Genomic DNA, 1,572 nt, shown 5'->3' with positions numbered 1-1,572 from the left:
TCAGACTGCTGACAAAGTCCTCGCCATAAGCGAGGACTTTTGATTCAATGGTGCATGCTTAAAAAGAAAGAAGCCCATCAGGAAGAGCTTGAGATGGTAACGCTCTCATCTCTGGTGCCGAGCGATCATTTGCTGCGCAAGATTGACGCGGTGATCGATTTCAGTTTCATCCATGACCGGGTGGCCCATCTTTATTGTGCCAATAACGGTCGCCCTGCGCTTGATCCGGTAATGTTGTTCAAGATGCTGTTTATCGGCTATCTGTTCGGCGTTCGCTCGGAACGGCAATTGATGCGCGAGATTGAAGTGAATGTGGCCTATCGGTGGTTCCTGTATCTTCGCCTGAGCGACAAGGTGCCCGATGCCAGCACGATCAGTCAAAACCGTCGGCGACGGTTTAATGACAGCGAGATTTATCAGGAAATCTTTGACGAGATTGTCGAGCAGGCGATCCGGGCTGGTCTGGTGGATGGCATGGTACTTTATAGTGACAGCACCCATCTCAAGGCCAATGCCAACAAGAACAGGTTTGACCGGCAGATGGCCGAGAAGTCACGGGCCGATTATTTTGACGCGCTTGATGCCGGTGTCGCCCGGGACCGGGCCGATCACGGCAAGAAGCCGCTAAAACCGAAAGAGCATCAGCCCGGGATCAAGGAAACCAAAGTCAGCCAGACCGACCCGGACAGTGGCTATATGGTGCGCGATGGCAAGCCCAAGGGTTTTTTCTATCTTGATCACCGGACGGTGGACGGGGCGCATTCACTGATCACCGATATCCATGTCACAGCGGGCAATGTGCATGACAGCATTCCCTATCTGTCGCGTCTTGACCGGCAACGCGACCGGTTCGGCTTTGATGTCTGTGCGGTTGGACTGGATGCGGGTTACTTCACTGCCGGGATTGCCAAAGGGCTTGATGACAGGGAGATTGACGGTGTCATCGGCTATCGCCGCCCGACCCATCGCAAGGGATATCTGCGCAAGAAGGACTTTGTCTATCTGCCCGAGAATGATGGTTATCGTTGTCCACAGGGAGAAATCCTCCCTTACAGCACCACCAACAGAGCCGGATACCGTGAATACAAGAGTTCTCCGAAAATCTGCAAAACCTGCCCGCTCCGCGAGGCCTGTACCCAAAGCCGCACCCATACCAAAGTCGTGACACGCCATATCTGGCAAGAGAGCCTTGAAAAGATCACCGCCAACCGGCTGACCGCCTGGGGCAAACGGATTTATGAGAGACGCAAGGAAACGGTAGAACGCAGTTTTGCCGATGCCAAACAATTGCATGGTCATCGCTATGCCCGTCTGCGCGGCCTTGCCAAAGTGCACGAGCAGTGTCTGCTGGCCGCAGCGGCCCAGAATATCAAGAAGATCGCCCTGATCCTGACGCGCAAAGGGGCTTTTTGTGACGTAATTTTCCTGATTTTTGCAAATATGGCTCACAAAGACCGTGCCGGGCATGACTTGGCCGCATAAATCCGGTTTTTACGCCACCATCGAAAAATATGCCTGTTTTTAACAGAAAACCCCGTCTCATGAAAAAGACGGGGTTCGTCAGCAATCTGA

The 1,572-nt window shown here is 53.2% G+C and carries 1 protein-coding gene; it reads left to right on the top strand.

Annotated elements, in window-relative coordinates:
• Positions 1-54 precede the first annotated feature (54 nt).
• Entirely contained in the window at positions 55-1,482 is a 1,428-nt protein-coding gene (locus TH19_RS22315; RefSeq protein WP_114104556.1) for an IS1182 family transposase, read from the top strand.
• Positions 1,483-1,572: the final 90 nt, after the last annotated feature.

Source organism: Thalassospira profundimaris (assembly GCF_003326675.1).
Classification (GTDB): Bacteria; Pseudomonadota; Alphaproteobacteria; order Rhodospirillales; family Thalassospiraceae; genus Thalassospira; species Thalassospira aquimaris.
This window is presented reverse-complemented; position numbering and strand designations above follow the sequence as displayed.

Coding starts and splice junctions, on each gene's coding strand:
- TH19_RS22315 (WP_114104556.1), top strand. CDS start 55: ATGCTTAAAAAGAAAGAAGCCCATCAGGAAGAGCTTGAGATGGTAACG.